Below are 22,415 nucleotides of genomic sequence, written 5' to 3'. Positions count from 1 at the left end.
GCTGATTAATCAGCGCCAGCGCAAAGTGAGTGCACAAAATATTGGCAACTGCGCAAGTTTTGCCCAAAAGCTGCTCAGCTTGGCAGCGTGGCCAGATCGGCGTAGGTGTCTGGCCAAAACTAGGAGGCCGGAATGGGCGATCAGGGTCGTTTTGATGTCATCATCGTGGGCGGCGGGCCGGTGGGTCTGACGCTGGCCCTGGCACTGACCCAATCGGCTCGCGGCATCCGCGTGGCGCTGGTCGACCGGCGCCCACTGTCAGTGCCGCGCGACAATCGTGCCTCGGCCATTGCCGCCGGCGTGCGGCGCGTGTTCGAGGCGCTGGGGGTGTGGCCGGACATGCTGGCCCAAGCCCAGCCGATCCACTCGATGCGGATTACCGATTCGGGCGAGGGCGACATTTCCCGGCCGCTATTCCTTACCTTTGATGGCGATGTCGCCCCCGGCGAGGCGTTTGCCCATATGGTGCCCAACAAGGTCAGCACCCAGGTGCTGATGGACAAGCTGGGCGATGCAGCCCGCATTATCGCCCCAGCCGAAGTCACCGGTTACAGCACGCAGGGCGATCTGGCCGAACTGGCGCTGACTGATGGCCAGCTATTGAAGGCGCCGCTGATCGTGGCGGCCGATGGTGGCCAGTCGGCGCTGCGCGGCATGGCAGGCATTGGCGTGACCGGACATGATTATGGCCAGACCGGGCTGGTCACCACCATTGCCCATGATCTGCCCCATAATGGGGTGGCTTATGAACACTTCCGGCCCGCGGGTCCATTTGCCAGCCTGCCGCTGCCCGGCAATCGCTCTTCGCTGGTGTGGACCGAGCGCCACGACGCCTCGAAGCGCTATCTTGATCTCGACAATGATGCGCTGGCCGGCGAAATCGAAGCGGTAATGGGTGCCACGCTGGGCGCGGTGAGCGTTGAGGAAAAGCTGATGGGCTTTCCGCTGCGATTGCAGATCGCCCGTGCCTTCATTGCGCCACGACTGGCACTGGTGGGCGATGCGGCTCATGTGGTGCACCCGATTGCCGGACAGGGGCTCAATCTTGGGCTCAAGGATGTGGCAGCATTGGCCGAAGTGGTGATCGAAGCGGTCCGGCTGGGGCTCGACCACGGCAGCGACGATGTGCTGGAGCGCTATCAGAGCTGGCGTCGACTCGATACGGCCAGCATGGCGGCGATGACCGACGGGTTGAACCGGCTGTTTTCCAATGATGTGGCGCCGGTACGGGCCCTGCGCGATTTCGGGCTGGGGCTGGTGGATCGGGCCGGGCCGGTCAAGACCGCGCTGATCCGCACGGCCGCAGGGGTATCCAGTGGCGGGCCCAGGCTGTTGAGCGGCCTGCCGCTCTAGCCCAGACGGCGCAGCACTGTCAGCGCCTGCTCGCGTCGAGCCCACGGCACGAACAGATGATCATGGTGATAGGCAGCCACCACATTGGCGCTGATGCCCACGCCGGTCAGCGCCGTGGCCATGGCCGCCGTCATGCCGACAGCCTCAAGCGCCGAATGCACCATCATGGTGATACGGGCCCATTGGCCGGCGCTGTCGAGCCCGGCCGCTTCCAATTGGGTGCAGGTGGCGATGATTGTCATGCCTTCGGCCTCGCGCAACAGCCCAAAGGGCGTGATACCGGCGGGGAGGGTCTGATCGGCCCCCAGCAGTGCATAGCCATATGGATCTGGATCGAGCATCGGATCGAGCCCGGCCAGCAGGCGCGACAGATCGGTTTCACCGCTCATCGCCATCGCCCCCAAGATCGGGCAGGCGGCGCAGCGCTTCGGGATCAACACTGCGCGATTCATCAAGGCTGAGCAGCGGCACGCCCCTGGTAATGGGAAAGGCCAGTCGCGCTGCCACCGAGATCAGCTCGGTGCGATCGGGCGACAGCGTCAGCCGCGTCTTGGTCAGCGGGCACACCAGCATTTCAAGCGTCTTGATGTCGAAGACGTGGCGCGGGTTGGCGGGCGAATTGGCCATCAGTTGAGCGGCGCCGCACCACCGCCGGTGCCGCGCGCCATTTCATATTCCGTCATGGCGATCAGCGTTTCGGCGCGTTGTTCGAGCGTGGGCGCTTCGAGCAGCACCTGCTTGTCGGCCGGGCCATAGGGGCCCACCATGCAGCAGAAATTGACCAGATCGGCGGTGCCGGTGCGTTCGATCTCTTCGAAATTGAGCTCGATATTGGCGAATTCGGCATAGTCGCGCATCAGTTTGACGAAGCGCTCGCGATCGACCTCGTCCTCGCCGAAATCGCGGGTGAAGTCGAAGGCAAATTCGGCAGCATCGACCACGCCCTGGCGATAGGGGGTCATCACGGTCAGCTCATGGGCCAGCCGGAAGCGGGTGACGCCCTCGAGAATGATGAAGTAGCGCCCTTCCCCACTTTCCTCGAAATGGGTGATCCGCCCCAGGCAACCAATGGCCTGCAGCGGATCGCGCCCGCGCGGGCTTTCCTCGCTGGTGTCTTCGGGCTGGATCAGCCCGATCAGCCGGTCGCCGCGCAGGGCCGCGTCGACCATATCGACATAGCGCGGCTCGAACACATTGAGCGGCCGGTGCGAAAAGGGCAGCAGCAGCGCGCCCGAGAGCGGAAAGATCGGCACGGATTTGGGCAGGTCAGCCGGAGAGGCTGGTCGCTTGAGCATGGAGCCTCCTTGCTTACGAGAACAGGGCTGCCGAGAGCATACGGCGCCCCTTGGCGGTGGCGGGGTCCTTGGGGCCCCAGGCCTCGAAGAATTCCAACAGCTTGGTACGGGCGCCATCCTCGTTCCACGTGCGATCACGCTTGAAGATGGCAATCAGTGCCTCGGCTGCCTCGACGCGCTTTCCCTCTGCATTGAGAGCCAGTGCATAATCATAACGCGCCTGATGGTCGTCTGGATTGGTGGCGAGTGCTGATTCGAGCGCTGCGGTATCGCTGAGTTCAGCCGCCTCGGCCTTGAGGCGCAGCGAATTGGTGATGCTGGCATAGGCCTCACCACTGCGCTTGTCCTCGGGCACCATGTCGAGCGTGGCCTGGGCCTGCTCGCTCTCCCCGGCAGTCAGATAGACCTGGGCCAGACCGATCAGCGCCTCGGCATTGTCGGGCTGGTGCTGGATGACCATGCCAAAGATCTGCGCAGCGCTGCCCAGATCGCCAGCGGCCAGTGCTTCATTGGCGCCTTTGACGGCGTCGGCAATCTGCGCCTCGATCGAATTCTCGGCTGCGGCGGGCGCGGGGGCGGCGGTGATCACCTTGTCGGCAAAGCGGCGCACCTCGGCTTCGGGCATGGCGCCCATGAAGCCATCAACGGGGCGACCACCGGCGAAGGCAAACACGGCCGGGATGGACTGCACGCCAAGCTGGCCGGCAATCTGGGGGTGCTCGTCGATATTGATCTTGACCAGCTTGATGGCGCCGGCCTTTTCGGTGACCACTTTTTCGAGTGCAGGGGTCAATTGACGGCAGGGGCCACACCAGGGCGCCCAGAAATCGACAAGCACGGGCTGCTGGTTTGAGGCATCGATGACGTCGGCCTTGAACGCGGCGTCACTGGATTCCTGAATCAGCCCCGGTGCAGGTGCGGCATTATTGGCGGCGGCGGCGACATCGATGATCGGGGTGGACATGACAAAAAGGCCCTTGCAGCTAGGCGAAATCTGGAAGTTCGGGGCCCTTCTTGCGCCCGCAAACCGCGATGTGACAAGCCCCTCAATCCACAAGACGACACGAAGATGACGTTGGCGTCAAAATGTGGGTTGCAATCGGGCAAGTGTTTAGGCATATAGGCCCGCGTCGGCGGCGCACAAGAGTGTCGCAGGCAACGGAGCGCGGGTGTAGCTCAGGGGTAGAGCATAACCTTGCCAAGGTTAGGGTCGTGGGTTCGAATCCCATCGCCCGCTCCAAAAATCCTCAATGAGGATAATAGCTTATAGGGCTCGCTTCGGCGGGCCCTTTGCTTTTTCCGGGTTCATGCTACCACTATGCTACCAAAACAGGTGGCTTGCATGGCGTTCAGGGTCAAAAACTACAATCCTCTGCCGGATCTTGCCGAACTGACCACGGTTGTCCCCGCCGAGGACGACACCGCCACTTCGCATCAGCTGAATGTGGAGCTTCGCATTCATCCTCACGAAATCGAAGATGAGGTTGGGACCGTCATGGTCAGCTTCACAGAAGCAACTCTATCGCTGGAGCTGTCGGGGCTGAGTGTAGTCCCCAAAAGCAAATTGGGGCAGCCATTGGTGACGCCAAATGTCCGGAAGATAACAAGAGAGAGAGTTATCACCGCAGCGGTCGATGAAACGAAGGAAGGTCGCGTCGCGCTTGGGGCAACGCTAAATGCCGTAACACCTGAGGGCAGTGCGGAGTTGTCACGCGGCTCTTCCACCAATGTTGCCCAGTCAACCACCGTTACCGACTCAGAAGATATCACTTCGTCGCACATCCCTGTAAAAGCTATCGGTAACGACAATTGGCTGATCAGAGCCGATGGGGGCGGCCCACTCGATGGGGTTTTTCTGGAGTACGATACGCTGTGTGAAGTGACCGCGACTTGGGGTCAAAATCACCTGTCAATGACGTCGTCGCTCTACGTAAGGCAGCGACATGCAAAATTTGACTTCACCCCTAAGCCCGGTCTTTTCTCTGGGCTAAAATCTCTCAATCAGCGAAGACTGATGGAAATACTGATTTCCAAAAGTTTGCATAATGCCATTTCGGAAGCGCCCTTTTCAGGATCAATTTGCCTAGCTGAATCCGAGGCGTCTGATGAAGAATAACCCTTTTGCAAACGGCCTATTTTCGAATGCGGTTGCCACACAAATTGAGAACTTGGCAGACGCCGCATTCGCTTCATTTGAGGGCCAAGTTCTGGCGGCAGGTTTGCGGCGGCAGTCGGATCTGCAATTTGCAGACTTAAGCGGCGTCGACCTAAGCCACTCAAATCTTCAAGGATTTGACTTCACCGGAGCCGACCTGAGGGGCGCCGGGGGCATCAATGTTAAATGGGACCACACCACAATCTTCGACGGAGCTGACTTAGATGGGTCCGTTTTTGCTGCACCAGTGCGATTAGCGCGGCTGTTTGACGAGAACCTTAAAGCCCAAGACTTACTGCGACAGCTTCAGCGAAGCGGTACCGACAAAGCCATAATCTGGGTGGCCGACAACCTCTTGCGTGGACAGGAGGCCAGCTCGCTGGCTCAATTGATCGGGCAAGTTCTGTTTCTCACCTCAGAGGACACTTTTCTTAGATCTCAGCTTTTGTTCTTTCTCAGTTCGCGGCTGCCGCCAAGTGCCTTGGCGGAGCTTGTGACGGCCTCACTTAGTAATCACCATGAAAGTGGCCCTGTAGTCCGCGCCGCTCTGAATGTTGTGCGGCGGAGGAAATTGCAAGCCGATGCTGGCATTCGGCAGACAATATTATCTCTAGTCAAATCACCGAACTCGTCTATTCAGACTTCCAGCTTGTCCGCCATAATGCGAAGCGGCGTCCTTCCAAGAGAATTGGAATACATAAAGCTCGCAATGGAAGAAAATGAGCAACTTAGAAAAATCTATATTACTGAAGTTTCACATATACGGGGACCGGAATTTGATATTGTGACGCGCCACCCGGTTCATCGCGACACTTATAGTTTTGGACAGAAGATAACATCTCTTGAAATATATCTTATAGCAAGGCGATGGCTGAAGCTTGAGGCCAACACTCTAGAAGCACGGAAGGGCGTCCCGCTGCACAAGCGCTCCCCCGCATCGGAGACTTTCTCGGAATCCGCCGTCAGGGAACGCATGAAGTCCGTCATTGAGCTTTGGGACTCGCTGAAGCGGTGGGGCATACACTTCTCGTTTGACAGGCAGGCACCAAGCTCGCCAATACCGAATCTGCCCACTGAGAATACTCAGATGGTGGCCGGAGCGATCCGGTTGAATTTGGCACCTACGCGTAACCTAGCGGACTGAGACCGATCGGTGGGGCGCCATCTAGCGACTTATCGTAAACTGCAATTGCTATCAGCTTGAATGCATAACAAACATTGACCGGCAACAAGTCGGAGCAATTCACCATGCATACCAAGCATTCCAAGCCGCCACGCACCGGGGCGCTTTCATTTACCGATATCGCGGATGGATACGAGGCCATCCGGCGTCTCCCCGATGATGCGTTACTGACCCCACAGCAGGCAGCCGAACTTATGGGGCACTACGGAGTACCCGTGAAACCCGCAACCTTGAATCGTTGGCGATGCGTTCGGTCCGATGGCCCGGCCTTCCGCAAAGTTGGCCGCCGGGTGGTCTATACGGCTGGCGCGGTCCGCACCTACGTTGGCGCCCCGGCCTAGCTGGCCTTTGGTGACGTGCCCACCCGTCACCAATCGACGAGGCCCCGCCGCTTTGCACAGCGGCAGGGGTAGAAACAACCAAAACGTGGGAAATTCCATGAATATCGCCGAACAGCCGACGTCGCAAGTCGACGCGGATCGTACCTCTATTGCCAACTGGCTGGACGAAGAGGGTTTGGATTGGATTGCGCGTGCGGCCATGGCGCCTAACGACACTGGTCTGCCCGAACTCCGAGTCTGGCCTAGCGGGCACTTGAACGATTTTGGCCAAGCGGAGCTAGTTGGCCGCTGCCAATTGTGCGGGCAGCTTCACCAGCACAGCTTGGGCGGCTCTTTTCATCGACTGCCCCATTGCTCAATGCATTTGCCCCCGTTCTCAAACGGCGCGTCTAAGCCGCTCTTCTATGTTCTGCGGCCCGACTCTAGCGCCATGCCGGAGGATATCGCGTACGAGCTCTCCGTCGCGCACAAGCGTGTGGACCTGCTGAACCAAACGGCCAGCGCGCTACGGCAATCGCGTACCGCTAACATGCTTCAGCTTCGCGAGTCGGGGCATCGGGCCAAGATGCCCTCCAAACGCAAGTCTTGGTCGAAGGCGGAATTTGAAGTGACGTTTGCCGCACTCATTGCGTGCGGAGTTGTCGATGAGCGGGCCGCCATGATGGCCCAACATGGCTCCCTCACTCAAGAGCGCGCTGGTCGCAACGCTTTGGCGGCCTACATTCGCGATTTTAAGCATCCCGTTTCTAAGACTGGAGCAAACTCCATGCGTCGCCGTCTTTGCTTAGCATGCTTCGATGCGCACCGGCGCGTGGGCCGGGGTGAGTGCTAGTGTCATCACTCACGCTAGACGCGCTTGGCGAAGCGTTTGACATGGGCGCTACGCCCTTCGCCGAAGCGGCGACGCTGTCGGATGGGGGAAACCTGCCAATCTCGCCCGTCGTCCGACCGGGCCGACAGCCCGCTCCGCAGGCATCGCCGGTTATCGCTGCCTCCCCCTTTCAATGGCGGGAAGCGACGGCAATCCCGCCGCGCCAATGGCTGTACGGCAAACACCTGATACGCAAGTTTGTGTCGGTAACAATCGCCCCCGGTGGCGTCGGCAAATCTACCTTGGGAACCACTGAGGCTCTAGCCATGGCTGCCGGACAAAATCTCCTAGGTGATATTCCGCACGAGGGGCCCTTGAATGTCTGGGTTTGGGGAGGTGAAGATCCACTGGAGGAACTGGAGCGACGGTCGGTCGCTGCGATGCAATTCCACGGCATCAACCCTCATGACCTTAGTAACCGCCTTTTTATTGACAGCGGGCGGCACCTCTCACTTCGGCTGGCAGCCATGAAAAATGGCGGCGCCGAGTTGGCAGCCGCCACACTTGATGCGCTGGAGGCCGAAATCCGCAACCGTTCGATAGACGTGTTGATCCTTGATCCCTTGGTGTCCACTCATGATTTGGATGAGAACGCCAACGGTCCGATGGATCGGCTTATTAAGGCGTTGGCGGCAATTGCGGACCGTACGGCGTGCGCAATTGAGCTTGTACACCACTCCCGCAAGCTCAATGGCACGGAAGCCGATGCGGATAGCGCGCGTGGTGGTTCGGCCATCATCGGTGCCGTCCGTTCGGCACGAGTACTGAACCCGATGTCGGCAGATATTGCCAAAAGCTTCGGAATAGAGGGAATTGGCCGCCGGTCCTATGTTCGGATTGATGATGCCAAGGCGAATCTGGCACCGCCCGGCGTGGCCCGTTGGATGCGTCTCCAGAGCGTTGGCCTCGGCAATGGCGTGGATGGTCGACCGGAGGACTGGGTAGCCGTTGCTGCCTCTTGGACGCCACCGGACATGATGGCGGGCGTGACCGTGGAAACTCTGAAGATGGTGCAGCACGCCGTTCACCAGAAAGACTATCGAGCCAGCGCAACGGCTTCAAATTGGGCGGGACATGCAATTGCTTCGCTGCTGAATGCGGACAGCCGAACGGAGCCCGGCAAGTCGAAGATCAAGCGCGCAATTAAGGAATGGTTGGCTTCGGGCGCACTCACTGAGACTACGGTATACGACGGCCGGGCGGGCCGCGACGTACCCGTAATTGAGGTCGGGCAATGGGTCGATTGACAACCACCACACTCAATAATCCAACTGTGGAGGACTGTGGAACCGTGGGCGCGAACCGAGGTCCAAAGTTCCACACCACACTCTCTATAGAGTGGTGTGGTACTGTGGTGCGGTGGCGCTGCGGCGGAGCTTCACCCTTGTCAGATTGTGGTTGCCTGAAATGAAGGTCACTCACTCAGTGGTGGCTTGGGACCACTGGTTCGCAGAACGACGGCTGATTGCCGCTCGTGAGGAACTCACTCGTACAACGCTAGAAGCGGAAGCGCGCAACCCAGGCATCATACTGGTGGTTGACCGTCAACTGGGCGCCCCGGAGTCTTACAAGCGGACAAAGACAGCGAAAGCGGACCGTGAACGAGAGATCAACGGACTACTTGCTGAGGTTTACCGGCACTTTGATCGCTCGAATGCCGAACAAGGATTGGCACCTATCAACAGCCAGTCTGCAGCCCGCATCATCGTAACTGCTATGGGGCAACATGAGGTCTCGCGGTTTGCCTACTACCAAGGCAAGGAACTTCCGGTCGGCCAGCCAGCGCGTGGATTTCAGTTGCTTTTGGGGCTCCACACGTTCCGGGCAGGCAAGGCCCAGCGCACTCCGTCGGAACGCTCCATTCGGCGCAAATTGGATGGCCTACGCGCATCAGGAAAAATTCGGCGCTAAGGCCAAAAAACTCGATGTCTTGGCCACGCTTCGACGTGAAGATGGGGCAAGAAACGAGAGAACGAGATGCCAAACATTGACCTAGATCGTCTTCGCAACATGGTCTCGCATAGCGCGGCGTATGGGAGCCGAAGTCGGGACTTGTATCAGCGAATTCGCGACACGGATCAAGATATCCAGCGCCTAGAGCGAGATCAAATCGCAGCGGCAGCACATTTCGCTGCGGGGCATCCTCAACTGACCCGTGCAGAGGAAGCGCTTGCGAAGGCACGAAGCATCAAAACCACTCTAGTGGCCGAAAAAAACAGACGCCGACGAAAAGCACAATCTAAGCGGCCGATTGGCCAACCGAGGCCTTGAATATGCAAAGTCGTTGGGCGTGCTGCCGCCCGACCTTGAAGAGGAAATCTGAAGATGGCTCGTTCGAGTATGTTGGCAAAAGTCGCAGGCTTTATGGATGGCCACAAATCGGCGGTTGGCGAGTTTCAGTGCGCCGTTGAGGGACTTCGGAGCAAGCTTCGCGACCTTCAAATGGCACGTTCTGCCACCAGTCAGGCATTTGCCAGCGCAGAAGAAGTGCGGGCACGGATTGCGATGGCATTGGACTCAGAAGAGGCCAGCGCGCGTGCTGTTTGGCCAGAAACGCTTTTTTCTGGTGCCAACTTCGATCCAAACAACGCGGCCCGCTTCATGTCTGGCGTTTCGAAAGCTTCAGTTTGGGGGGCGCTTTGCATTGGTGGACTGCGCTCGACCGTAGAAGACGCACTAATCGCCGCAGAAATGGACAATGCCCACATTCAACGGCTGACAGATGAAGAACGGGCCTCCGCTTTGTCTGAGATCGACCGTGAAATTCATGAAAGCGAAGTCATGATTGAGAAGTTCATTCGGGCGGCTGAAGGAGCAGGGATTGTCATAACTCGCGATGAAAATGCCCGCCCCGAAATCTATCTGGCCCAGGAGCTATAGCGATGGCGAAGGTAACAGAGACGATGCTCGAAAAACGACGCCGCGTATTTGCAGACAAACGATCAGCGGGTCGTCCCGGACTCGATAGGTCAGTGGCAATCGACCGGCGCGAGCTATGGCGTCGAGCCCATGAGAAAATCAAAGCGGAGCAAACACTTTCCGCCGACCTGCTGTTGCGGCAGCAGTGAAATCAGACACCGCTGCTAGGGATCCTCACCCCTAGCAACGGAGTGCTGGAGCGGGCGACTTCGTTCGGTTCAACTTCCCACCCGGCAGGCGGTGCCGGGTGGGGCCCCCTCCCGGGTCCTTCCCATAGGGGCGGTAGGTGAGGGGGACATTGCAGCGCACTAACTTGCTAGCGGTAGAAGTTCCTAGACCCTTCGCATGAATATTCGTGACGAGTACCAATTTGGGATCTATTGTGGACTTTCGCCTAGGGTATTCACGTATCCGCATCCGCACGTGCCGTTGCCCAGATCAAGATCAACCCCATTTCGCCGCTGGCACCCAATGCGGGTCCCGTTTGGGGAAGGCGATCTGGGGCACTTTCGTAGGGTGATTATGGGTATGCTATTCATACTCAATTCCGCCCATTCTCAACGCAGAACGCACCGCATGAACATCGGCGGCGGGCACTTCATCGCTGAACAACAACAGCACCCCGCACTCTGCCGCCTTACTGAACAGGACCTCTTCCGCAACGACTGTCCAACCGGCTTCACGGAACAGCGAAGCGACTTGGGTGTGGATCGTGGTCGCCTCGGTGGCGCCGATTTCCCGCGTGATGCGTACCGAGCGCTTCTCTGCGATGATTTGGCCAAACAACCGTTCACCACTGGCCTTGGTGAGCCCATATGGATGCGGCACCGGGTATCTTTCCGCGCCGGTATCACACGCCGAATCGTGCTGAAGTTTCATCTCAAGGGACTCAATCGTCTCCTACAGTACGGCGATGCGTTCGCTCTAGATAAAACGGGCGATTGCCCATCCAAGCGTAATGCTAGCAATGACGACGGCCGTGGCAATCCATGGCGCCTTCGAAAGCAGCGGCCATTCCCGTTGAAGAATTATAAAAGGATCCATTTGCACTCGATATCAGACCGCAACGGCCCATGCTATTAGGCTGCATTCTGACTCCGTCCATAATCAGTGCGTTAAGGCGTGGTGAGGGAGTGGCCGCCAACTTACCGGATCGGTAATCTCATGGGGAAAGTCACGAAACTGATAGATAGATGCCTGCCTCGAAGCTACTGGTTGCTGATGGAAAGCGAACTCATAACTGGCCTAATCATTCTGTCTATCGGGGGCATGTTCTGGCTCGCCTACACGCATCCCCACCAGTTTTTGGCATTGGCTGCTATTTTGATGATATCAAGCGTCCTAACGCTTGGTGGCATGGCAGCGTATAACATGGGCTACAATGCTGCTGTTGGAGAGGTGCGCCTTTTAACGGCGAACGCGGCAGACAGCGCAATAACGATGCAGTTAAAAACTGATAATTGGTGGCTCTACTTAGTAGGAATGAACCTCTATTTGATCGTCCTGCTAAATTTGGAGCGGTTTGGATTGACGGCCACGCGCGGCAGCAGCAAAGATCCAAAATAGGCTTGGGATAGGGGCTTCAGTGCGCCGCGCCATCCTTTGCCAGGCTTCGATCTTAAAATCAGTGCTGATTTTCCATTCGACGCGACGCAATCTCATGGTCAGGCACCAAGAGGCAAGCATGGTGCCGATCAATCTCAACCTTTTGTAATTCTGCACCAGCCAGCGCAGCGCCGCTGTGGCGGAAGTTCGGAGCGTCCAGTCCGCCATTGATAGTAGCCGGGCCAAGCTCGCCACACTGCCTAAGAAGCTAGCGTGCGAAGAAAACAAAGGCATTTTGTACTCGCCATCTAAGGCCTTAGAAGACCGCAGGGCGTGACATCTGGCCGGTCAAGGCTCAGCGTAGTTCCGACCATTGGACGCATCTCGGTTTGCAGACGCCATGCTCGAAAACGCCCGGAAGATGTTCGCTAACCCAAAAAGCATCAACAGCTGGCCACGCCGAAGCTGGAACACCGAGATTTGAGGTAATCCTGCGCCAGCGAAATACGCCGCAAGGCCCCTATCACCCTGTCCATCGACCGTCGGGACCAAATTTATCAAGATACGTGCCCGCATCCGCAAGCCCCACGGCGTGCCACACTGTCTCAAACGCCGGTTTTAGTGCGCTCGAGTATGCTGCATAGTTAGAAAAATCGCTGATTTCCACCGGCGGCAACGGGAGAACCGCTCGGTCAAACTGGACCGGGTCATCGTAAAAAAACTGATTCTCTGACACACCTAGGTAGGCACCATGCATGTCCATCAATGTCAGCATGAGAACAACTGGACTTGCTGCGCCGGACTGCTGAATGGCGGCCATATAGCGGAACACGCGCTGCAGAACGTGGCCCACGAAATCTCTTGCGGGCAGGATGACGAGCGCATCCCGGTTCATTAGCGTACGAACTTTGGTAGCTTCAATAATGCCGTCCCTAAACATTTGGGTGTAACCAAAGCACTCAACGCCGTTGCGGATGTTCGCGAAGCCATCAAAGTTGACCCGTGGCTGTCTGGAGTCGGTGCCAAGGGGCAAGAGAAGGCTTTGGGTGCGCTCGTCGATCACAACCTGTTGCACGTCCCCCGAGAATGCTGACAGGGGCAGGACATGAAAGAGCAACTTACCGCGCTCATTGGCCAGAGGAACAATGCCTTCGTTGGCCTCAATTCTGGCTATTCGCTGATCCCGAAAAGCCTTCATCTTTTCGCGTACTGTAGCGCCGTTCGCAAAGAGAGCCCGTAATTCTTCGACACTTACCTCGTGGGCACCGGCAGACGATCTGACATAAAACCGGTTGCTGCCTTTGAAGCTAACCCTGTGAGGAGGGTTCCAGCTTTTAGGAACGCGACAAACAAAGACGTGGCCCCCGCTGACGGGCACAGCTTTAAAGCGAACTCCAACAATGCGTGGCTCAATGGCTGAGCGAACCAAATTTTCCAGTCGTTGAAGTTGTTGATCGGGATTACCCAAAACTGGTGTTAGCCCTGTCGCGGAACCTTGATCCTCAACCACGCCAATGAGGAGATGGCCTCCAGAGGAGTTCGCGAAGGAGCTTAGGTCCTTCAAAAACTCTTTCTTGTCCGCATCGGCATCGCCGTACATTTCTCGCTTGTACTCTATGAGAGCTCCCTCAGGCACGGAAGCCTCGACCAGCTTGTCTAGGTCCACCCGCTGGATTTCGTCAAAGTTCAAGTTACCCAGCATAAGTCGGCCTCCTTCTTAACGTGGTGATTTTGCTATCCGGCGCTCAAGGCTAAGTTTCAGCAAATTGACGGGCGAGCGGACAAGGATTTTGCATTTTTACGTGGCGCGGGTCCGGCGGACTTCGGCCGGGCGGCAAGGATCATGCTTCGGCGCTGCGACCGCGATACCGACCCGCGTATAGTTGCTGGACGGGAGCGGCTTAGTGCAGGGACATCAGGCCTCAAGAGGTTTCGCGTACGGTAGTCGCTGTCCGTAGTTGGATTTGCAGGCAGGACAAACATAAACCACTCCGCCCGCGCCTTTGCTTCGATCCTGCACAAGCTGGAGGAACAAGCCTTTCCTTTCGCATTGTGGGCAAATTGGATAGCCTTCCGCGTTGCCGTCTGGATTGGCTAAGTAGCGGTATGCTCCTCTGTCCACCAGCTTGGTTTGTCGGAAAGTTAGATCAGCCTTGAGTTGAGTAATTTCTTGATCTCGTATCGACGCTTCTTCGCGCGCATCTATGATCTGAATTCTAACGTCCGTTAGTTGCTCCATCAGCGCCACGACCTGAGCTTTGAGCGCAGCTTCGTCGAAACTTTTGTCTAACGCGCGCAAGTCTTTCGCGATCGTTAGTGCGGTGGATACACCTGACAATGCAGCAACCCAGTCAACCATGCTCGTTCTCCCAAAAGAATGCTGCGAAAGACGTTAGCCCGCCTTCTCAGCCGCCTCTATGCCGCGCTGAATGCGAGCGGTGAGCACGAAAAGGAAACTGGCCAAAGCTTCCGCAAACTCGACCGATTGCTTTGCTTCGTCGGTGGAAACGTGGGGACTTTCTTTGTCGGCGTGGCGCGGGCGATTGGAACCAAGTCGCACTTCGTGCGCCCAGTCGGACATGGCTTTAGTAAGAATATTCTGCTTCAGCGCTGTGTCGATGCGCGAGTACAATGACCCTTCAGTTAGGTCGTGCGCTTTCAGCATTGCATCGACGGCACTGCCTGCCATTACGGCAGCAGCATCGGGCGCATGTAGGGTCTCATACGCCTGCTGTAGAAAGGTTCTTGCTGGCTCAGGAATGTCATCGTGCGCCACCTTTGCCTCAGGCCACATCGCCTTGATGATAAACTTCTGCGGCGTGTACATAATTCGGGCCACAACTACATACTTACATGTGCCACAACGAAATGCGGCCCAGCCTAACGTACCAACATGCTTGAAACTGTCACTCCAAACCGGCTCTAGGTTGGGAGCCGCTACAGAGCAATGTGGGCAGCGCGTCAGATCATTAATCTTGCTGTTGGGCTGATTGCCCGTCTGCGACACACCGGTTCCGGTCCAAAGTTCCGTCATAATCTATATTCCCCACAGGTTCGTGAGAACCCAAATGCATGATAGCTAGCAAAATTCACAGGCGCAAAAGCCAAATGGCTGACGCAAGCGAACGCATTGTCATACATGGTCGGCCGCAAGTGAGGCTCTGGAAGTATAGACTTTCGGTTGCTTGCCGCTCATCGCCTCGACAACCGCAGCGCTGGCCCGGTTGGCGGCAAGCTGCGCTGGGCTTTCAGCAATATGCGCATAAATAGAAGTAGAGCGCGCGTTGGAATGGCCCAACATGGCGCCAACGATCAAAAGAGCTTCACCAGAGGACGCCGCTATTGATCCAAGTGAGTGACGCAGCGTGTGGGGCGTGACGCCTTGCAAGTTGGCTTTGGCAGTAATTCTGGGCCAATATCGCTTCAACCCCGAATAGCTCGCGTCTCCCTTTTCGGCTGGGAACACCCACGGCGAGTTTGAGGAAGCGGTCTTTTTCAGCTTGGCCAAGAGGGCCATTGCCTCCGAACCAATCGGTCGGTTGCTCCTGCCGGTTTTGGTGTCTTGCAGCCTGAAGAACCCGGCACCTAGGTCGACTTCTGACCATCGGAGTGATGCGATTTCCTCTTTTCGTGCGCCGGTCAGGGCCAACAACCGTACAATGTTGAGCGCCTTCAAGTTCACACCGTCGGCCTCAAGCTCATCAAGCGCAGCACCCAGCCGTTGCAGTTCTTCCGCCGATAGGAAGCGCGTGTTTTGCTCGTCCGCCTTTGGCACCTTGGCAATCAGCACCGGATTGGCGCTCACGATGCCCTGCCGCACGGCAAAAGTGAATACCGCGCTAAGGTCGCGCACCACCTTGCGCGCTGCCCCGGCGCCACCAGACGCGATTACCTTGCGGTAGGTCTGCCCCTTGGTGCCGATAACTTCCACCGTCCGAGCGGTCTTCCCCAGCTTCACATCGCGGAAGAAGCGCTCGACGTCTGACGGCGTAACGCTCTTAGCTTTCAGGCTGCCCAACAACGGCACAACATGAATTCGAAGCCTTGCAATGGTGTTCTTTGCAGTTGCGGGTTTCATTGGCTGGCCGCCGCGTTTGCCACGCTGAACGATCAACCCTTGAAGGGCGTAGAACTCGACTAGTTGCGCCATGGTTTCAGCCTTTCGGCTTGCCTGCTTTTCTGCGGCCGGGTCGTTTCCTTTTGCAACTTGCCCGAGAGCATTGGAGGCCTCTTGGCGCGCCTCATCTAGCGTTAGCGTCCCAACACGGGCAATCGTGAGCCACCGTACCCGCGCCTCATCTCGTGTTCGGTACTTCAAGACATACGTCTTTGTACCCCCGGCAGATGCCCGGACACCAAACCCGCGAAGTACGGAATCCCAAGTCGTTTCACTTCCGGCGTCCGGCGGCTCAATGGCGGCAACTAGGGCCTTCGTAAGCTTGGGCATGTGGCGCTCTCAACATTCGTGCTACCAACTTGCTACCAAATTCGAGCAATCTATGGCAATCCCGAAAACACACTCCTCAACACAAACAGAATACAGAAAATGTGCATATTCAATGGGTTAGTCTATCAACTAGCATCAAGAGACATCATCAAGCATCTAGGCGTATCAAAGGCAGATAACCTTGCCAAGGTTAGGGTCGTGGGTTCGAATCCCATCGCCCGCTCCAAAATCTTCTCTTCCGCGAGAGAGGATACGATGAAAAGGCCGGACAGCAATGTCCGGCCTTTCGTGTTTTGCGCACCAGCTTTGTTTCGTGAGCCGTTTTGACACGGGGGCCTTGACGGTGTCCCACGGCAAAAGGCCGGCCCCTGGGGACCGGCCTTTGATCACACATGCAGCGTTCTGGCGTCCGACTAGAACTCGCCTTCGGGATTGGCGCCGATGGAATGGATCGACAGATCCGCGCCGCGGCGCTGCTCGGCATCGGTGAGGCGAATGCCCAGCACGCGCTTGGTCAGCCAGTACAGCGCAAAACCGGCGATGAAGGCGTATCCTGCGGCCATGGCGGTGCCCAGAAGCTGGCTGAAGAAGCTGACGCCCCCCATGCCGCCCAGGGCTTCGAGACCAAAAACACCCGCTGCAACACCGCCCCAGACGCCGCACAGGCCGTGCAGGGGCCAGACGCCGAGCACGTCGTCGATCTTGAATTTTTCCTGGGTCAGGGTGAAGCAATAAACGAAGATGCCACCGGCAGCGCCGCCGGTGAGCAGGGCCCCGATGGGGTGCATGACGTCGGAGCCGGCGCAGACCGCAACGAGCCCGGCCAGGGCACCATTGTGGATAAAGCCGGGATCGCGCCGTCCGACAATGGTCGCCACGACGATGCCGCCAACCATGGCCATCAGCGAATTGATCGCCACCAGACCGGTGGCGCCTGCCACCGATTGCGCCGACATCACATTGAAGCCGAACCAGCCAACACAGAGCAGCCAGGTGCCTAGCGCCAGCCAGGGAATCGATGAGGGAGGATAGGGGCGGCCCTGAGGGCCATAGCGCCCGGTCCGGGCGCCCAGATGCAGCACGGCCGCCAGTGCCAGCCAGCCGCCGACGGCATGGACCACCAGAGAGCCGGCAAAATCATGCACCGGCGCACCGAAGGTATTGGCGAACCAGTCCTGAATGCCAAAATTGCCGTTCCAGACAATGCCTTCAAAGAAGGGATAGATCAGCCCGACAATGATCGAGGCGGCCAGCACCTGCGGCCAGAATTTGGCGCGCTCGGCAATGCCGCCCGAGATGATTGCCGGAACCGCTGCTGCAAAGGTCGCCAGAAAGAAGAATTTGACCAGTGCAAAGCCCTGCAGCGGGAAGGCCGCATCGGCGCCGCTGAGATCGGCGGCGCTCATGAAGAAGGTCACGCCATAGGCGACCCAATAGCCGATGAAGAAATAGGCGATGGTGGAAAAGGCGAAATCCACCATGATCTTGACCAGGGCGTTGACCTGATTCTTGTGGCGGACAGTGCCCACCTCGAGAAAGGCAAAGCCGCCATGCATGGCAAAGACCAGAATGGCCCCGAGCAAAACGAAAAAGACGTCGAGACCGACACTGGTCGTGTCCATCGGCAGATCCCCCCAAAACACGAACGCTTGAAATACGTTCTTGGCGGGGATGTATCGGAAAGCGGGCCGACGCTGTCAACGCCAAGCTGGCGCTGAAGGCCAGATTTGGCGGCGCCAGTGGCAGCCGCCATATCTGGTTGTGCAGTGACCCAGCGCCCCGCTCAGGCCAACGCCTGTGCCATGGCCTTGAACAGCGGGACGCCCAACAGGATATTGAAGGGGAAGGTGATGCCCAGCGACATGGCCAGGGGTAGGCCGATATCGGCATCGGGCAAGGCCAGTCGGATGGCGGCCGGCACAGCGATATAGCTCGCACTACCGGCCAGGATGCCCAGCGCCGCGACCGAGCCGGTATCGAGCCCGATCAGCGTGCCGACCAGCACACCAATGGTGCCATTGACCAGCGCCAGCGCGATGGCAAGTCCGGCCAGAGGCGGTGTCAGGCTTTTGGTCTTGTGCAGGAAGCGGGCCGCCACCAGACCCATATCGAGCAGGAACAGGCACAATATGCCCCGGAAGGCGCCTTCAAAGACGGGCTGGATGGGGGCAAAGCCCTTTGGCCCGGCGATCAGGCCGATGGCGAAGCTGCCCACCATGAGCAGAACCGAACCATTGGTCAGGGCCTCGCGCAGATGACCTTTTGGACTGGCCGAATCGGTACTGGCGGATTTGCGCACCAGCCAGAGCCCGGTCAGGATGGCGGGCGTTTCCATCAGCGCCAGCACGGCCACCATATAGCCCGCCGGCGGCAGGCCATGCGCACCCAGAATTTCGACACCGGTCACGAAGGTGACCACGGAAACCGAGCCGTAATGGGCGGCGACGGAACCGGCATTGAGTGGATCAAGCTTGCCCAGCCGACGCAGCACCCAGAAGGCGGGCAGCGGCAACAGGAAGCTCAGGGCCACGCCGGCGACACCCGCCAGTGCCAGTTCCGTGGTGAAGCCGGACTGGGACACCTGCACGCCGCCCTTGAGCCCGATGGCGGCCATCAGATAGAGCGCCAGCGCCTTGCCCACGACGTCGGGGATGCTCAGATCGCTGCGCACCAGAACGGCAAGCGCACCGAGCACGAAGAACAGGATCATGGGAGAGAACAGGGTTTCCATTGGGGTCTCAAGAGTTTTTGTCAGACGTCACTGGCGCTGATGTAGTCCGCAAAAATCATTCTGATAAATTCATTGATCAGATCGAAACGATCTATAAAACAGAACAATGAACAGCCTGAACTATAAGCATTTGCGCTATTTCCTCGAAGTTGCCCGGCAGGGCAATCTGACCCGCGCTGCCCGCATGCTGGGCGTGGCACAGTCAGCTTTGTCGACCCAGATCCACACCCTCGAAGAACGGCTGGGGCATCATCTGTTCGAGCGGGTCGGGCGCCAGCTGGTGCTGACCGAGGCGGGCCGGATTGCGCAGGACCATGCCGAAGCCATCTTTGCTGCAGGCGATGATCTGCTGGCGACGCTGCGCGTGGGTTCGGGGCGGCGACAATTGCTGCGGGTGGGGGCGCTGGCGACGCTGTCGCGCAATTTCCAGATCGATTTCGTGCGGCCCTGTCTGGGCCAGCCGGACCTTGAAGTGATTCTGACCTCGGGCAGTCTGGCCGAACTGGTGGGTCAATTGCGCCATCTCGAACTCGATGTGGTGCTGTGCAATGCGCCGCCCGCCACCAGCCCCGCCGATGGCCTGATCGTTCACCGGCTCGCCCAGCAGACCATCAGCCTGTTTGCTGCGCCCACGCTGGACTGCTTTTCGCTCTCGCTGCGCGATGCCCTGGTCAGCCAGCCGGTGATCCTGCCCACCGGCGCAAGCAGCATCAGGGCCGAGTTCGACGGGCTGTGCGATCGTCTGGGGGTGTCGCCGGTGATCGTGGCGGAAGTGGACGACATGGCCATGTTGCGTCTGATGGCCCGCGAGGGGATTGGCCTGGCGCCCCTGCCCGCCATTGTCATTCGCGACGAGCTTGAAGCGGGCATGCTGCGCGAAGTGGTACAACTGCCAGCCATTCGCGAGGCGTTCTACGCCCTGACCTTCCAAAGGCAGTTCCCCAGCCGCGTCGCCGACGCGTTGATAGCCTCGGCATCAAGCTGGCGAAACGAAGCGGGCAACAACGCTACCGACCCCTGATCAGCATCAGGGGTATGGTTTGATGTCCATCAATGCACTTGGCTCACCCTTGGGTTTCAATCCAAGGGACGGCCTTGGTCGATCCGGGCCTGGTCCAGTGCGCCCCCGCCCTGTGGCAATGGCTGCAAATCCTGAGGAGACAGCGATGACAGTATTGATTGCCTATGCCACCAGCGAAGGGCAGACGCGCAAGATTGCCCGCCATATCGCAGACCGGATCGCCGATGGCGGCGGGGCGGTAGAACTTGTTCACGTTGCCGATGCGGAGGAGATCGAGCTGGGCCGGTTTGATCGGGTGATCCTGGCCGGCTCCATTCATATCGGGCACTACCAGCGTGCCCTCTCAGACTTTGCCGCCCGGTATGCCGATCAGCTCAACAGCAGGGCGACACTGTTTGTCTCGGTATCGCTGGCGGCCGCTGGTCACGACGCCGATGACTGGAACGGCTTCGAACCCATACTGGACGACTTCAAGGCGGCGACGGGCTGGACCCCGGGGCACGTGGCGCAGGTCGCCGGTGCCTATCAGCCGTCCAGATACGACATTTTCCGGAGGTTCGTGATGCGCCGCATCGTGGCATCCAAACAGCCAGCGGGAACCGATCTGGACGCCGACAAGGAGTATACCGACTGGCCGGCGCTGGACGCATTGGTCGATGGATGGATCAGGACACCTGCGCAATAGTCCGAGCGGACAGCCGGGCCAGGGCCCGGCCGTCCGGCCCTCTTATCAGGGCAGTTTGTGTCCCGCCGCGGTGAACAGGCGATACCATTCCTGACGGGTCAGGGTGACGTCGGCACCAGCGGCAGAATCGGCGACGCGGCCGGGATTGGTGGTGCCCAGAACGACCTGGATATTGGCCGGGTGGCGGATGATCCAGGCCACGGCAATGCCGGTCGGGGTGACGCCATATTGGCCAGCCAGTTCGTCGATGACGTCGTTGAGTTCGGCGAAGTTCTCGCGATCGCCCAGGAATACCCCATCGAAGAAGCCCTTCTGGAAGGGCGACCAGGCCTGCAGCATCATGTTGTTGATACGCGAATATTCGAGCAGACCATTATCGCGGTCGATCGACTGATCGAGCCCGGCCATATTGGCCGCCACGCCCTGGGCGATGAGCGGCGCATGGGTGATCGAAAGCTGCACCTGATTGGCAACAAGCGGCTGCTTGACGGCGGTCTTGAGCAGGTCGATCTGGCCGGGCGTCTGGTTGGAGACACCGAAATTGCGGACCTTGCCGGCAGCAAGCAGCTTGTCGAAGGCCGATGCGACCTCGTCGGGCTCGACCAGCGTATCGGGGCGGTGCAGCAGTAGCAGATCGAGATAATCGGTGCGCAGCGCCTTGAGTGAGCCCTCGACAGATTTGAGGATGTGCTCCTCGGAGAAATCGAAATAGCCCTTGCCGATACCGGTCTTGGACTGGATGAAAACATCCTCGCGCTCGGCCGCATTGAAGCTGATGGCTTCGCCAAAGCGCGCCTCGCAGGCATGGCGGGCGCCGCCATAGATGTCGGCGTGGTCGAATACATTGATACCCGCGTCACGCGCGGCGCCGACCAGTGTCTGGACTTCCGCATCGCTCATCTTGGGAATGCGCATCATGCCCAGCACGACGCTGGACAGGGTGCGGTCGGTATGGGGCAGTTGATAGGTCTTCACGGGGCAAATTCCGGGACGGAGAACAGGATGCGTTGAATAGCCCAAACCTATCAGCCGCCGCCGTGCCTGACCATGTCGGAAGGGGCGATACCGCGCAGTCGCGGGGCTATTTTTTGGCCGGAGGCAGCTTTTGTTTATTGGGCTTTGGCCTGACCCGGATCCTGAGCGTGCCGCCCGTGGGGTGCTGAATGTCGAAAGCGTTGGCGCCGCGTACCAGATCGCTCAGCTTGCGAAAACCGTAGGTGCGGGGATCGAAGTCCGATGCCAGATTGGACAATTGACTACCCACCTGTCCCAGCGCCACCCAGCCGTCATCGCTTTCCATCTGGGCGATGATACCGCTGATGATTTTTGTCGCCGCTGCGACCGGTTGCAGCGATCGGGGTGCAGCACTGTCGGCGGCCACGGTTGGCGTGGGCAGCAGGTTCTCGGTGTAGATGAAACGCCGACAGGCCTGGCGGAAGCTCTCGGGGGTTTTCTGTTCGCCAAAGCCGAATACATCAACGCCCTGCTCGCGAATGCGGGCGGCGAGCCGGGTGAAGTCGCTATCCGATGACACCAGACAAAACCCGTCGAGGCGGCCACCATGCAGCAGATCCATGGCGTCGATGACCAGGGTGATGTCGGAGGCGTTCTTGCCTATGGTATAGGCGAATTGCTGTTGCGGGATGATGGCATGTTTGGCCAGCACATCGATCCAGCCCTTTGAGCGCGGGCTGGAAAAGTCGCCATAGATGCGCCGCACGCTGGCCTCGCCGATCTTGGCGATTTCTTCAAACAGACCATCGGCAATCTTGGCCGATGCATTATCGGCATCGATCAGTACGGCAAGGCGCAAAGAACGTGGCTCTGATGGCATGGCGACCCCCTCAAATCATCGAGGATAGCCCATTG

At 58.7% G+C, this 22,415-nt stretch carries 24 protein-coding genes and 1 tRNA gene; 12 read left to right on the top strand and 13 right to left on the bottom strand.

What is annotated here, in order from left to right; all coding sequences use genetic code 11:
* The first annotated feature begins 132 nt into the window (after positions 1–132).
* Positions 133–1,353 (top strand): FAD-dependent oxidoreductase, encoded by a 1,221-nt coding sequence (locus tag KD146_RS17535; protein WP_212660146.1) that lies wholly within the window; start codon positions 133–135, stop codon positions 1,351–1,353.
* Here KD146_RS17535 and KD146_RS17530 read toward each other — a convergent pair.
* From KD146_RS17530 to trxA, 4 genes are read right to left on the bottom strand one after another with little or no spacing between them, the layout of a single operon-like run.
* Positions 1,350–1,742 carry an ACT domain-containing protein gene (locus KD146_RS17530; RefSeq protein ID WP_212660145.1) on the bottom strand — a complete coding sequence of 131 codons (393 nt, stop codon included), beginning with the start codon at positions 1,740–1,742 and terminating at the stop codon, positions 1,350–1,352. The genes KD146_RS17535 and KD146_RS17530 overlap by 4 nt on opposite strands.
* Positions 1,732–1,980 (bottom strand): Trm112 family protein, encoded by a 249-nt coding sequence (locus KD146_RS17525; RefSeq protein ID WP_212660144.1) that lies wholly within the window; start codon positions 1,978–1,980, stop codon positions 1,732–1,734. The genes KD146_RS17530 and KD146_RS17525 overlap by 11 nt, the downstream gene beginning before the upstream one ends.
* Complete coding sequence (locus KD146_RS17520) at positions 1,980–2,648, bottom strand: LON peptidase substrate-binding domain-containing protein (protein ID WP_212660143.1); 669 nt, start codon at positions 2,646–2,648, stop codon at positions 1,980–1,982. Before KD146_RS17520 ends, KD146_RS17525 begins: the two co-directional genes overlap by 1 nt.
* A gap of 13 nt (positions 2,649–2,661) precedes the next feature.
* Positions 2,662–3,612 (bottom strand): thioredoxin, encoded by a 951-nt coding sequence (trxA, locus tag KD146_RS17515; RefSeq protein ID WP_212660142.1) that lies wholly within the window; start codon positions 3,610–3,612, stop codon positions 2,662–2,664.
* Positions 3,613–3,813: 201 nt separating this feature from the next.
* Here trxA and KD146_RS17510 point away from each other — a divergent pair.
* From KD146_RS17510 to KD146_RS17475, 8 genes are all read left to right on the top strand, one after another.
* A tRNA-Gly gene (locus KD146_RS17510) sits at positions 3,814–3,888 on the top strand.
* A 102-nt stretch (positions 3,889–3,990) separates the two neighbouring features.
* Positions 3,991–4,764 (top strand): hypothetical protein, encoded by a 774-nt coding sequence (locus KD146_RS17505; RefSeq protein WP_212660141.1) that lies wholly within the window; start codon positions 3,991–3,993, stop codon positions 4,762–4,764.
* Entirely contained in the window at positions 4,754–5,947 is a 1,194-nt protein-coding gene (locus KD146_RS17500; protein ID WP_212660140.1) for a pentapeptide repeat-containing protein, read from the top strand. Before KD146_RS17505 ends, KD146_RS17500 begins: the two co-directional genes overlap by 11 nt.
* A 477-nt stretch (positions 5,948–6,424) precedes the next feature.
* A complete protein-coding gene (locus KD146_RS17495) occupies positions 6,425–7,159 on the top strand; it encodes a hypothetical protein (RefSeq protein ID WP_212660139.1) in 735 nt (244 codons plus the stop codon).
* A gap of 41 nt (positions 7,160–7,200) precedes the next feature.
* Positions 7,201–8,445: an AAA family ATPase gene (locus KD146_RS17490; protein ID WP_212660138.1), complete on the top strand. Its 1,245-nt coding sequence runs from the start codon at positions 7,201–7,203 to the stop codon at positions 8,443–8,445.
* Between the two features lie 160 nt (positions 8,446–8,605).
* Positions 8,606–9,109, top strand: a complete 504-nt coding sequence (locus tag KD146_RS17485; RefSeq protein ID WP_212660137.1) for a hypothetical protein — start codon at positions 8,606–8,608, stop codon at positions 9,107–9,109.
* A 414-nt stretch (positions 9,110–9,523) separates the two neighbouring features.
* The gene (locus tag KD146_RS17480; protein ID WP_212660136.1) at positions 9,524–10,078 is read left to right on the top strand and encodes a hypothetical protein; all 555 of its coding nucleotides are present in this window, start codon (positions 9,524–9,526) and stop codon (positions 10,076–10,078) included.
* Positions 10,079–10,080: 2 nt separating this feature from the next.
* Entirely contained in the window at positions 10,081–10,266 is a 186-nt protein-coding gene (locus tag KD146_RS17475; protein ID WP_212660135.1) for a hypothetical protein, read from the top strand.
* Between the two features lie 382 nt (positions 10,267–10,648).
* Here the strand turns inward: KD146_RS17475 and KD146_RS17470 are convergent, their stop codons facing one another.
* Positions 10,649–10,996, bottom strand: coding sequence for a hypothetical protein (locus KD146_RS17470; protein WP_212660134.1), 348 nt, complete (start codon positions 10,994–10,996; stop codon positions 10,649–10,651).
* A 342-nt stretch (positions 10,997–11,338) separates the two neighbouring features.
* Between KD146_RS17470 and KD146_RS17465 the strand changes: the two genes are divergently transcribed.
* A complete protein-coding gene (locus KD146_RS17465; RefSeq protein WP_212660133.1) occupies positions 11,339–11,683 on the top strand; it encodes a hypothetical protein in 345 nt (114 codons plus the stop codon).
* Positions 11,684–12,185: 502 nt separating this feature from the next.
* Here the strand turns inward: KD146_RS17465 and KD146_RS17460 are convergent.
* The 6 genes from KD146_RS17460 to KD146_RS17435 all read right to left on the bottom strand — a co-directional run bounded on the left by KD146_RS17460 (position 12,186) and on the right by KD146_RS17435 (position 18,840).
* Positions 12,186–13,364, bottom strand: coding sequence for an AlbA family DNA-binding domain-containing protein (locus KD146_RS17460; RefSeq protein WP_212660132.1), 1,179 nt, complete (start codon positions 13,362–13,364; stop codon positions 12,186–12,188).
* A 213-nt stretch (positions 13,365–13,577) separates the two neighbouring features.
* Positions 13,578–14,021 (bottom strand): hypothetical protein, encoded by a 444-nt coding sequence (locus tag KD146_RS17455; protein WP_212660131.1) that lies wholly within the window; start codon positions 14,019–14,021, stop codon positions 13,578–13,580.
* A 33-nt stretch (positions 14,022–14,054) separates the two neighbouring features.
* Positions 14,055–14,696, bottom strand: coding sequence for a DUF4145 domain-containing protein (locus KD146_RS17450; protein WP_212660130.1), 642 nt, complete (start codon positions 14,694–14,696; stop codon positions 14,055–14,057).
* A 99-nt stretch (positions 14,697–14,795) separates the two neighbouring features.
* Positions 14,796–16,109 (bottom strand): site-specific integrase, encoded by a 1,314-nt coding sequence (locus KD146_RS17445; RefSeq protein WP_212660129.1) that lies wholly within the window; start codon positions 16,107–16,109, stop codon positions 14,796–14,798.
* 413 nt (positions 16,110–16,522) lie between these two features.
* On the bottom strand, positions 16,523–17,731 hold the full coding sequence (locus KD146_RS17440; RefSeq protein ID WP_212660128.1) for an ammonium transporter: 1,209 nt from the start codon (positions 17,729–17,731) through the stop codon (positions 16,523–16,525).
* Between the two features lie 161 nt (positions 17,732–17,892).
* Entirely contained in the window at positions 17,893–18,840 is a 948-nt protein-coding gene (locus KD146_RS17435; RefSeq protein ID WP_212660127.1) for a sodium-dependent bicarbonate transport family permease, read from the bottom strand.
* A gap of 106 nt (positions 18,841–18,946) precedes the next feature.
* Here KD146_RS17435 and KD146_RS17430 point away from each other — a divergent pair, with 106 nt between their 5' ends.
* Positions 18,947–19,861, top strand: coding sequence for a LysR family transcriptional regulator (locus KD146_RS17430; protein ID WP_212660126.1), 915 nt, complete (start codon positions 18,947–18,949; stop codon positions 19,859–19,861).
* A gap of 145 nt (positions 19,862–20,006) precedes the next feature.
* Positions 20,007–20,546, top strand: coding sequence for a flavodoxin domain-containing protein (locus KD146_RS17425; protein ID WP_212660125.1), 540 nt, complete (start codon positions 20,007–20,009; stop codon positions 20,544–20,546).
* A 45-nt stretch (positions 20,547–20,591) separates the two neighbouring features.
* Here KD146_RS17425 and KD146_RS17420 read toward each other — a convergent pair whose 3' ends face one another.
* A complete protein-coding gene (locus KD146_RS17420) occupies positions 20,592–21,521 on the bottom strand; it encodes an aldo/keto reductase (protein ID WP_212660124.1) in 930 nt (309 codons plus the stop codon).
* A gap of 106 nt (positions 21,522–21,627) precedes the next feature.
* A complete protein-coding gene (locus tag KD146_RS17415) occupies positions 21,628–22,380 on the bottom strand; it encodes an NYN domain-containing protein (RefSeq protein ID WP_212660123.1) in 753 nt (250 codons plus the stop codon).
* Positions 22,381–22,415: the final 35 nt, after the last annotated feature.

It is taken from the genome of Devosia litorisediminis (assembly GCF_018334155.1).
Lineage (GTDB): Bacteria > Pseudomonadota > Alphaproteobacteria > Rhizobiales > Devosiaceae > Devosia > Devosia litorisediminis.
The sequence above is the reverse complement of the archived record's forward strand: the minus strand, read 5'-3'. Positions and strand labels throughout refer to the sequence as shown.

What these genes read in the sequence shown, in the direction of transcription:
- KD146_RS17505 (WP_212660141.1), top strand. Translation starts at nt 3,991, where the DNA reads ATGGCGTTCAGGGTCAAAAACTACAATCCTCTGCCGGATCTTGCCGAA.
- trxA (WP_212660142.1), bottom strand. Translation starts at nt 3,612, where the DNA reads ATGTCCACCCCGATCATCGATGTCGCCGCCGCCGCCAATAATGCCGCA.
- KD146_RS17435 (WP_212660127.1), bottom strand. Translation starts at nt 18,840, where the DNA reads ATGGAAACCCTGTTCTCTCCCATGATCCTGTTCTTCGTGCTCGGTGCG.
- KD146_RS17525 (WP_212660144.1), bottom strand. Translation starts at nt 1,980, where the DNA reads ATGGCCAATTCGCCCGCCAACCCGCGCCACGTCTTCGACATCAAGACG.
- KD146_RS17520 (WP_212660143.1), bottom strand. Translation starts at nt 2,648, where the DNA reads ATGCTCAAGCGACCAGCCTCTCCGGCTGACCTGCCCAAATCCGTGCCG.
- KD146_RS17530 (WP_212660145.1), bottom strand. Translation starts at nt 1,742, where the DNA reads ATGAGCGGTGAAACCGATCTGTCGCGCCTGCTGGCCGGGCTCGATCCG.
- KD146_RS17535 (WP_212660146.1), top strand. Translation starts at nt 133, where the DNA reads ATGGGCGATCAGGGTCGTTTTGATGTCATCATCGTGGGCGGCGGGCCG.
- KD146_RS17470 (WP_212660134.1), bottom strand. Translation starts at nt 10,996, where the DNA reads ATGAAACTTCAGCACGATTCGGCGTGTGATACCGGCGCGGAAAGATAC.
- KD146_RS17445 (WP_212660129.1), bottom strand. Translation starts at nt 16,109, where the DNA reads ATGCCCAAGCTTACGAAGGCCCTAGTTGCCGCCATTGAGCCGCCGGAC.
- KD146_RS17465 (WP_212660133.1), top strand. Translation starts at nt 11,339, where the DNA reads ATGGAAAGCGAACTCATAACTGGCCTAATCATTCTGTCTATCGGGGGC.
- KD146_RS17450 (WP_212660130.1), bottom strand. Translation starts at nt 14,696, where the DNA reads ATGACGGAACTTTGGACCGGAACCGGTGTGTCGCAGACGGGCAATCAG.
- KD146_RS17485 (WP_212660137.1), top strand. Translation starts at nt 8,606, where the DNA reads ATGAAGGTCACTCACTCAGTGGTGGCTTGGGACCACTGGTTCGCAGAA.
- KD146_RS17460 (WP_212660132.1), bottom strand. Translation starts at nt 13,364, where the DNA reads ATGCTGGGTAACTTGAACTTTGACGAAATCCAGCGGGTGGACCTAGAC.
- KD146_RS17430 (WP_212660126.1), top strand. Translation starts at nt 18,947, where the DNA reads ATGAACAGCCTGAACTATAAGCATTTGCGCTATTTCCTCGAAGTTGCC.
- KD146_RS17500 (WP_212660140.1), top strand. Translation starts at nt 4,754, where the DNA reads ATGAAGAATAACCCTTTTGCAAACGGCCTATTTTCGAATGCGGTTGCC.
- KD146_RS17475 (WP_212660135.1), top strand. Translation starts at nt 10,081, where the DNA reads ATGGCGAAGGTAACAGAGACGATGCTCGAAAAACGACGCCGCGTATTT.
- KD146_RS17495 (WP_212660139.1), top strand. Translation starts at nt 6,425, where the DNA reads ATGAATATCGCCGAACAGCCGACGTCGCAAGTCGACGCGGATCGTACC.
- KD146_RS17440 (WP_212660128.1), bottom strand. Translation starts at nt 17,731, where the DNA reads ATGGACACGACCAGTGTCGGTCTCGACGTCTTTTTCGTTTTGCTCGGG.
- KD146_RS17480 (WP_212660136.1), top strand. Translation starts at nt 9,524, where the DNA reads ATGGCTCGTTCGAGTATGTTGGCAAAAGTCGCAGGCTTTATGGATGGC.
- KD146_RS17425 (WP_212660125.1), top strand. Translation starts at nt 20,007, where the DNA reads ATGACAGTATTGATTGCCTATGCCACCAGCGAAGGGCAGACGCGCAAG.
- KD146_RS17455 (WP_212660131.1), bottom strand. Translation starts at nt 14,021, where the DNA reads ATGGTTGACTGGGTTGCTGCATTGTCAGGTGTATCCACCGCACTAACG.
- KD146_RS17490 (WP_212660138.1), top strand. Translation starts at nt 7,201, where the DNA reads ATGGGCGCTACGCCCTTCGCCGAAGCGGCGACGCTGTCGGATGGGGGA.
- KD146_RS17415 (WP_212660123.1), bottom strand. Translation starts at nt 22,380, where the DNA reads ATGCCATCAGAGCCACGTTCTTTGCGCCTTGCCGTACTGATCGATGCC.